General features: G+C 75.7%; 1 protein-coding gene. It reads left to right on the plus strand.

The window, feature by feature from the left end:
- Positions 1 to 32 precede the first annotated feature (32 nt).
- A partial coding sequence (locus tag AB0G02_RS39265; RefSeq protein ID WP_360805314.1) for an SDR family NAD(P)-dependent oxidoreductase occupies positions 33 to 1607 on the plus strand: 1575 nt, incomplete at its 3' end.

Below are 1607 nucleotides of genomic sequence, written 5' to 3' on the forward strand. Positions count from 1 at the left end.
ACCCGACCACCGGAGACCTCGCCGTCCACCACGTGTCGGATCGGCCGGGCGACGCCGCGGACGTGGCGTCGGCCGCGGCCCAGGAGGCGTTGACGGCGATCCAGGCGCACCGCGGCGACGGCCGGCTCGTGATCGTCACCCGCAACGCGGTCGCGGCGGTGGCCGGTGACGTGGTGGACCTCGCGCACGCCGCAGTGTGGGGCCTGGTGCGCTCGGCCCAGGCCGAGCACCCCGGCCGGTTCGTCCTGGTCGACGCGGACGGCTCGTGGGGCGGCGAGCTGTCCGACGAGTCGGACCCGGTCGTGCGGCGGGGGTCGCTGCACGCGCCCCGGCTCACCCGGGTCGACCGCCCGCTGACCCCGCCGGACGGTCCGTGGCGGCTGGAGGACGTCGGCACGGGCAGCATCGACGACCTCGCGCTCGTGCCCCGGTCGGAGCCGACCGAGCCGTTGGAGCCGGGACAGGTCCGGATCGCCCTGCGCGCCGCCGGCCTCAACTTCCGCGACGTGCTCATCGCGCTCGACGTCTACCCCGGCGAGGCGTTGATGGGCGGCGAGGGCGCGGGCGTGGTGCTCGACGTCGGGCCGGGCGTCGACCGGTTCCGGCCCGGTGACCGGGTGCTCGGCCTCGCGGTCGGTGCGTTCGGGCCCCGTGCCGTCGCGGACCACCGGCTGCTCGCCCCGGTCCCGGACGGCTGGTCGTCCGCTCGTGCGGCGGCCGTCCCGGTGGCGTTCCTGACCGCCTGGCACGGCTTGGTGGACCTCGGGCGGGTCGGACCCGGTGACCGGGTGCTGATCCACTCCGGTGCGGGTGGCGTGGGCATGGCCGCGATCCAGCTCGCGCGGCACCTCGGCGCGGAGGTGTTCGCGACGGCGAGTCCGGGCAAGTGGGACGTGCTGCGCGGTCTCGGTCTGGACGACGAGCACATCGCGTCGTCGCGGACGGTGGAGTTCGAGCAGCGCTTCCCCTTGGTGGACGTGGTGCTGAACTCGCTGGCCGACGAGTTCACCGACGCGTCGCTGCGCCTGCTCGCGCCCGGCGGCCGGTTCGTGGAGATGGGCAAGACCGACGTCCGGGACGACACCGGCGTCACCTACCGGGCGTTCGACATCGCGGACGCCGGCCCGCGGCGGCTGGGCGAGATCCTGGCCGGGACCGTGCGGGCCTTCGCGGACGGCGTGCTGACCCCGTTGCCGATCGACGTGCGGGGCGTGCGCGACGCGGTGGACGTGTTCCGGCACATGAGCCAGGCCCGGCACGTCGGCAAGATCGTGCTCGCGCTGCCCTCCGCCCTCGACGGCACGGTCCTGATCACCGGTGGGACCGGGACGCTCGGTCGTGCGGTGGCGGCTCACCTGGTGGCGCGGCACGGCGTGCGGCGGGTGGTGCTGGCGAGCCGCGGTGGTGGCGAGCCGCCGGACCTGGACGCGGACGTGCGGGTCGTCGCGTGTGACGTGTCCGATCGTGCGCAGGTCGCCGCGCTGGTGGCGTCGATCCCGGACCTGACGGCCGTGGTGCACGCGGCGGGCGTGCTCGACGACGCCGTGGTCACCGCGCTGACGCCGGACCGGCTGACCGCCGTGTTCGACCCCAAGGCACGGGCGGCC

Origin of the sequence: Actinosynnema sp. NPDC023658, assembly GCF_040639995.1 — a bacterium.
GTDB lineage: Bacteria > Actinomycetota > Actinomycetes > Mycobacteriales > Pseudonocardiaceae > Actinosynnema.